A 7,147-nucleotide genomic window follows, 5' to 3' on the forward strand; every position below is an offset into this window, starting at 1 on the left:
TTACTTTTTACTTTCAGCTCAATGGCATAAACACGAGGAAACCGCTCACATGAACGTGAAAAAGATGACTGACCTTCCCCTGGAAGGACAACGCGTGCTGATCCGTGAAGATTTGAATGTGCCCATCAAACATGGCCGCGTCACCAGTGACGCCCGCCTGCGAGCCGCCCTGCCAACCATTCAAGCAGCGGCGAAAGCGGGGGCAAAAGTGATGCTCATGAGCCATTTAGGTCGCCCTACTGAAGGCGAGCCCGCCGAAGAATTCTCACTCGCGCCGGTGGCTGAGCATTTGGGGGAGCTGTTAGGTCGCCCCGTGCCGCTAATCAAAGCGTATCTTGGTGAGACGTTAGAAATCGCCAACGGCGATGTCGTTCTACTAGAGAACGTGCGTTTCAATAGCGGCGAGAAAAAAGATGACGAACAGCTGGCGCAGCAGTACGCCGCGCTGTGCGATATCTTTGTCATGGATGCCTTCGGCACCGCCCACCGAGCGCAAGCCTCTACCCATGGTGTGGCGCGCTTTGCCCCCAGCGCCTGCGCAGGTCCACTGCTTGCCCAAGAATTGGATGCCTTAGAGAAAGCCCTGGCGAATCCGGCACGCCCCATGGCGGCGATTGTGGGTGGCTCAAAAGTCTCTACCAAATTGGACGTGCTTACTGCGCTGGCCGACAAATGCGACCAGCTGATCGTGGGCGGCGGCATCGCCAACACCTTTATCGCCGCTGCGGGCTATAATGTCGGCAAATCACTCCATGAAGCCGATTTGATTGGCCAGGCAAAAGCCCTGATGGAGAAGGTGTCGATTCCGTTACCCACCGATGTCGTGGTGGCCACTGAGTTTTCTGAATCGGCAGAGGCCATTGTCAAACCGGTCGATCAAGTGGCTGACAACGAGATGATTCTAGATATTGGCCCCGATACCGCCGCTCACTTGGCCGGTATGCTTAAAGATGCTGGCACCATTTTGTGGAATGGCCCCGTCGGGGTATTTGAAATCGATCAGTTCGGCAAAGGCACCCAGGTTATCGCCCAGGCTATCGCTGATAGCGCAGGTTTCTCGATTGCGGGCGGTGGTGATACGTTAGCGGCCATTGATAAATATGCTATTGCTGATCGTGTTTCCTATATCTCCACCGGCGGCGGTGCTTTCCTTGAGTATGTCGAAGGCAAGCAGTTGCCCGCCGTAGCAGCGCTCGAAGCTGCCGCCAAACGCGGTTAATATGGGGCGACTTAAACCACCCGAGCAATAAAGCCGCGGTGTTACTAGCCCCATTGTGACAACATGCTTTTTTTAAAACTTAGATAAGGTGATTGAATGGCTCTGATCAGCATGCGCCAAATGCTCGACCATGCCGCCGAATATGGCTACGGCATCCCAGCATTTAACGTTAATAATCTTGAGCAGATGCGCGCCATTATGGAAGCTGCTGATGCCACCGACTCACCGGTAATCGTGCAAGCCTCTGCTGGCGCTCGTAAATATGCGGGAGCTCCGTTTCTACGCCACCTGATTTTAGCGGCGGTAGAAGAGTTCCCCCATATCCCGGTGGTCATGCATCAGGATCACGGTACTAGCCCTGCGATTTGCCAGCGCTCTATCCAGCTTGGCTTCTCCTCGGTAATGATGGATGGCTCACTGGGCGAAGACGGCAAAACACCCACCGATTACGACTACAACGTTAACGTTACTCGTCGTGCCGTCGAAATGGCCCACGCCTGCGGTGTGTCTGTTGAAGGCGAGCTGGGCTGCCTGGGCAGTCTGGAAACAGGCATGGCCGGTGAAGAAGACGGCATTGGTGCTGAAGGCAAGCTGGATATGGAACAGCTGCTGACCGACCCTGAAGAAGCGGCCGAATTCGTCAAAGCGACGCACGTAGACGCCTTGGCCATTGCCATTGGCACCAGCCACGGCGCTTATAAGTTCACCAAGCCACCCACCGGGGATACGCTCTCTATCCAGCGCATCAAAGAGATCCATGCGCGGATTCCGGACACCCACCTCGTCATGCACGGCTCTTCATCCGTGCCGCAGGAGTGGCTGGAAGTGATTAACCAGTATGGCGGCCAGATTCCAGAAACATACGGCGTTCCGGTGGAAGAGATCGTTGAAGGGATTAAGCACGGCGTACGCAAGGTGAATATCGATACCGATCTTCGCTTGGCGTCTACAGGGGCTGTGCGTCGTTTTATGGCTCAAAATCCTGCCGAATTCGACCCACGTAAATTCCTCAAAGAAACCGTCACCGCGATGCGCGATCTGTGTATTGCTCGCTATGAAGCCTTTGGCACAGCAGGTAACGCTAGCAAAATTAAACCGATCAGTTTAGAAGAGATGTCCCTGCGCTATGAGCGCGGTGAACTGGCTCCTAAGATCAAGTAAACCTGTTACTTCCATTGTTTACTATAAAGACGACCAAACGGTCGTCTTTTTTTACCTATCCCACGTTATGCTCGACGAAATACATATTGCATTGCAGCATTGATATGCTAACACTGGTGATGAGTCCACGAGGTTTCGTGTTCAAATAGAGAGGCTAATACTCATGAAAAGCTCCACAATGCCGCCACTTATGCCCACCACTCCGTTAGCGATGTTTGATGTTTGGAAGGCGGGCCTAATGGCATTTGAACTATGGTCCACTTCCCTGTCGACTATCACGATGCGCAATCACTTATGGCAAACACAGCCTTTCTTCAGCCCTAAAATGATGAAAGAAAATCAAAAAATGGTCACCGAAAAGCTCGAGGCCAGCATGGAAGCTGGCCTCGAAATGCAGAAAGCATTGTTTAACTCTATGAATGGCCAGCTAGCCCCTTGGTGGGTCACCAGCCAGCTCACAATGAAGCCTTATCATCAGCGCAGCAGTGCTAACTCACGCCGTCTAGCTAAATAATGTTTCAGGCACTGACGTTACTCGTTATCGTCAGTGTCTCCATCGTCATCTTCGCTATTTTCTTCTTCGCTGCTATGAATAGCATCATCCGGGCTGCCAGTACCGCCTGTGCCAGCCTCTGGGTTTCGCTCTTCACTCTTGCCAGTCTCTAACTCTACGTCATCCTCTCCTGCGCTGGTGGCTACTTCTTCGTTCTTCTCCTCCTCCTCTTCTTCTTCACGCACACGGGTCTGCTCATTAGTATCCTCGGCATCGCTAGATGACGCCACGTCGTCACGTTTTACCGATCCGGCTTTAATACCGTATTCCTTTTCAAGCGCTTCATCATTAAGAGGCTCGTGCTGTTCGCCTTCCGTTTCATGATTATCAGCAAACACATAGCCAGTCGTCGTTAGCAAAGCAGCGCTGAGGGCTAAGGGTAGGATCCAAGGGGTGAATCGCATCGGACGTTCTCCATGTTTTGGTTATGACAGAATAGTGTATCCCTACTATCTCTTCAGCGCAGCTTGGCCGTTTCCAACGCTAGCGCTACAGCGTTTCCTGAAGCTAGATGACAGACAACAGCGGCCACCAAAATGAGCGTAGCCGTTTAAGCTGGCTCAAGCGTAGTGTATAGGCAAGCAAAAAATAACAAAACAGTGTTCACAAATGACGTAAAATCCCGTTCAATAGCAGTATAGATGGCTTCAACTAACACTGGCAGCGCTAAAGCCGCTGCAAGGAACCGTAATGCCGCTCCCACTTTTGCTGTTTGACTGTGATGGCACACTCGTCGATAGCGAACCGCTACTAGCCGAAGAGATGGCCGCCGGGCTTAATTCAGTAGGGCTGCCATTTGCTACTACCGATTACCTCGGTGAATTTCGTGGAGCGCGCTTTCGGCGTATCGTTGCTGAACTTCAACAGCGCTATGGTGATGTTGATCCTGATCAACTTGAGCGCATGGAAATCCTTATGCGAGCCAATCTAGCAACTCGGCTTGCCCAAGAGTTGACGACCATACCAGGTGCTCGTGAAGCGTTGGATATACTGAGCTCTTACCCAAGTGCGGTAGTCTCTAATGGGCCTGAAAGTAAAATTCTTACGGCGCTAGAAGCCACAGAACTTAGCCATTATTTTGGAAACCGCTTTTTCAGTGGCTATACCGCCAATTGCTGGAAGCCTGAACCCTGTTTACATTTACACGCAGCCAGTATCATGGGCTATGCAGCGCGTGACTGTATCGCAATAGACGATGCCTTAGTCGGTGTTCGCGCAGCACTGCAAGCGGGGATGACGGTGATTCATTTAAATCGTTTCCCGGATGCCGAAGAAACGCCTGAAAATGCCATTATGATCAGCAATATGTATCAGTTACCCGCCGTAGTGGAGCGTCTCACGCGTGAATATTGGCAGACCCCCGTGCCCCAACACTCTATCGGAGGATAATAATGGCCTCTTTACGTGACCAATTGGGTGGGCTTGTTTACTCCACCGAACATGGTAAAACCTGCCCCACCTGCCGGGAAGCACTTGAAGCCTGTTACTGTGATGATGTAAGCGAACAACAGCGCTTAGCCGAGCTAGATGGCATAGTGCGTATTCGACGCGAAACCAGCGGCCGTAAAGGCAAAGGGGTTACCACTGTTAGCGGCATCCCTTTGTCTGGTGATGAACTTAAAACATTAGCAAAAACGCTTAAAAAACGTTGTGGGACGGGCGGAGCTATTAAAGACGGTATTATTGAAATACAAGGCGACCATCGTGATGTTCTGCGCCAGGAGCTCAGCACACTCGGCTATCAGGTTAAACTCGCAGGGGGTTAAAGCCTCTACACCACCAAGACTTACCGTCAAGTAAGTCGCTATAGGGCAAGGCACTGCAATGGCTTGGCTGGAATACTTGCTACCCCTCATTTTTTTATTCCCCATGGCGGCAATGGCCAGTATTGTCCTGGCGCTGCGCAACCTACACGATGCGCGCGTCCATTCGCCCTTCAAAGCTCCCCTTCATGAACCGGGCCAAGCGCTGCGCCATCGCCTTGACCAAGCTTTTTCCAGCCTATTTCTAAACGGGGCGTTAGGGCCCATCATTAGCTTGGCCCCTCTGGTGTATGGCATGGGCCGCATGCTTTTTGTGGACCAACAAGATTGGGTCGAATGGGCTTTATATGGACTACTCAGCACACTGCTGGTACTGACGTTTTCACTGCTGCTGGTACGTGATTATCAACGTATTCGGCGACTAAAATTAGGCCTCGCTTGCGAGCTTGCCGTTGGCCAAGAGCTTGAGCGTTTAGTCCGCCCTGAGGCCCACCCCTACTACGTATTTCATGATGTCCCCACCGATAGCTTCACGATTGATCACGTGGTGGTAACACCTCACGGTGTTTTTGTGGTGGAAACAAGGGCAAGAACACTCGCTATCGGCACTGATGGCAACGAACTCAACACAGTGGCGGTAGAGCGCGAGCGGCTACGCTTTCCACATTGGCAAGAGCGCCGGCCACTGCATAAAACGCGCCAAGGCGTTAGCTGGCTCGGCCAATGGTTAGAGCGCCGCTGCAGTGTGCCGGTACCGGTTAAAGGAGTGTTAGTGCTGCCCGGCTGGGAGATTGATACCAGCGAGGCCTCGCCGGATATCCTGGTAGTGAGCGGCGAGCAACTTGCCCAACAGCTCACCGAGATAACGCCGGGACAGATGAGCGATGCCATTCACGATAAGGTCATTCATATCTTACTGGAGCGGGCACGGCTAATGGAACTCAAACATCTCCGCCAGCCGTCCGTATAATGTACGGCTTAGTCGCCGCGTAACCGCCCACCCATCTCTTGGGCAAGATCGACTGCATAGTGGTCCGTCATCCCACCGATAAAGTCCAGCATTCGGCGGTAGCTATCGTAAAGCGGCCAAGAAGGCAGCGGCGTGTTTTCGCCAATCAGGGCCAACACACGCTGATGTTTAAACGATGAATGCCCGGTGTGATGTAGCTCGTGGGCAGCACCAATAAAAGCTTCCAAGAGAATACCTAGCGTCGTATAGGCACCAATCTCTAATTTCGCTTTACGCTCGTTTTGGAAAATACGCTCTCGGGCAAGCTGCTTCGCCGCCTGAACACCCCACCCAAGGTCGGGGTGACACAGCTCTAATAGGTCGTCATTGAGGGTGCCGCTTAGCAGGGCCTGCTCATGCTGTACAAACACCGCGCCGACATCATTGACGGCACGTTCCATAGCAGCACCGCGCAGTAAAGCGATACGCCGCCGCTGGGAGACATTACGGGCTTGCATATCGGCATATTCAGGCGGGAACTCTCCGGCAATTTGACGCAGTATTTCGACGACTTCTTCATAGCGCAGAATACCCATTTCTAAACCATCTTCCAGGTCTAACAGGGCGTAACAAATATCATCAGCGGCTTCGACAAGCCAAGCCAACGGGTGGCGGCACCAGCGCTGCTCGCCTTGCGGCAACAAACCTACCGCTTCAGCCACTTCTTTGAGTAACACTTGCTCTGACTGGTAAGCGCCGAATTTTCCCGCGCGTCCGCTGTAACGAACCGTCCAAGGGTATTTGAGTAGTGCCCCCAGGGTGGCTGCTGACAGCCGCATGCCACCATTAAACTGGTTATATTCGATCTGGGTAATCACTCGAAAACCCTGAGCATTGCCTTCATAGGTCAACAGATCCTCGCGCTCTGCGTCTGAAAGGCCTTCTAATAGCCCACTGCTTTGAGCACGCTGAAACCAATCGCGAATGGCATACTCACCGGCATGCCCAAAAGGGGGATTCCCAATGTCATGTCCCAGGCACGCTGTCTGCACAATGACCCCAAGATCAGCGGGCGTTATCCATTCTGGCAAGCGATCATGTAGTAACTCTCCGACAATCATACCCAGAGAACGACCGACACAGCCGACTTCTAGCGAGTGAGTTAGGCGAGTATGAATATGATCGTTTTCTGTCAGTGGATGCACCTGTGTCTTACGGCCAAGACGCCTGAACGAGCCTGAAAAAACAATCCGGTCATGGTCTTTATGAAATGGGCTACGACCGATTTCACGAGTACTTGTTGAGCGTTGGTCGTGAAGACGACGTGGGGAAAGTAGCTGTTCCCAGCGCATCTGAGTCATGGGCAATCCTCCTTGAGGAGTGCATTTTGCCATAAAAAAAACCCCCAAGGCGTTAGCCCTGGGGGTTTTTTAGTATAGGTGCCTGACGATGGCTGCGCCGGGCTGCCGGGACTCTCCATGGGGAGACCCTTGTTTTTCTTC

8 protein-coding genes are annotated in these 7,147 nt (G+C 52.6%); 6 read left to right on the forward strand and 2 right to left on the reverse strand.

Translation table 11 applies throughout. The annotated features are described in order from the left end of the window. Window positions 1-49 precede the first annotated feature (49 nt). The 3 genes from CXF87_RS08570 to CXF87_RS08580 all read left to right on the forward strand — a co-directional run bounded on the left by CXF87_RS08570 (window position 50) and on the right by CXF87_RS08580 (window position 2,894). Entirely contained in the window at window positions 50-1,219 is a 1,170-nt protein-coding gene (locus CXF87_RS08570) for a phosphoglycerate kinase (protein WP_008959651.1), read from the forward strand. A gap of 96 nt (window positions 1,220-1,315) precedes the next feature. After that, entirely contained in the window at window positions 1,316-2,380 is a 1,065-nt protein-coding gene (gene fba, locus CXF87_RS08575) for a class II fructose-bisphosphate aldolase (protein WP_008959652.1), read from the forward strand. Window positions 2,381-2,618: 238 nt separating this feature from the next. Beyond that, a complete protein-coding gene (locus tag CXF87_RS08580; protein ID WP_332870631.1) occupies window positions 2,619-2,894 on the forward strand; it encodes a hypothetical protein in 276 nt (91 codons plus the stop codon). A 17-nt stretch (window positions 2,895-2,911) separates the two neighbouring features. Here the strand turns inward: CXF87_RS08580 and CXF87_RS08585 are convergent, their stop codons facing one another. After that, on the reverse strand, window positions 2,912-3,337 hold the full coding sequence (locus tag CXF87_RS08585) for a hypothetical protein (RefSeq protein ID WP_101146334.1): 426 nt from the start codon (window positions 3,335-3,337) through the stop codon (window positions 2,912-2,914). 286 nt (window positions 3,338-3,623) lie between these two features. Between CXF87_RS08585 and CXF87_RS08590 the strand changes: the two genes are divergently transcribed. From CXF87_RS08590 to CXF87_RS08600, 3 genes are read left to right on the forward strand one after another with little or no spacing between them, the layout of a single operon-like run. Further along, window positions 3,624-4,322, forward strand: a complete 699-nt coding sequence (locus tag CXF87_RS08590) for an HAD family hydrolase (RefSeq protein WP_101146335.1) — start codon at window positions 3,624-3,626, stop codon at window positions 4,320-4,322. 2 nt (window positions 4,323-4,324) lie between these two features. Continuing rightward, a complete protein-coding gene (locus tag CXF87_RS08595) occupies window positions 4,325-4,699 on the forward strand; it encodes a translation initiation factor Sui1 (RefSeq protein ID WP_008959656.1) in 375 nt (124 codons plus the stop codon). Window positions 4,700-4,757: 58 nt separating this feature from the next. Next, entirely contained in the window at window positions 4,758-5,666 is a 909-nt protein-coding gene (locus tag CXF87_RS08600; protein ID WP_008959657.1) for a nuclease-related domain-containing protein, read from the forward strand. 8 nt (window positions 5,667-5,674) lie between these two features. Here the strand turns inward: CXF87_RS08600 and CXF87_RS08605 are convergent, their stop codons facing one another. Then, window positions 5,675-7,006 carry a deoxyguanosinetriphosphate triphosphohydrolase gene (locus CXF87_RS08605; protein ID WP_101146336.1) on the reverse strand — a complete coding sequence of 444 codons (1,332 nt, stop codon included), beginning with the start codon at window positions 7,004-7,006 and terminating at the stop codon, window positions 5,675-5,677. Window positions 7,007-7,147: the final 141 nt, after the last annotated feature.

It is taken from the genome of Halomonas sp. MES3-P3E, from assembly GCF_002836035.1.
Lineage (GTDB): Bacteria > Pseudomonadota > Gammaproteobacteria > Pseudomonadales > Halomonadaceae > Vreelandella > Vreelandella arctica.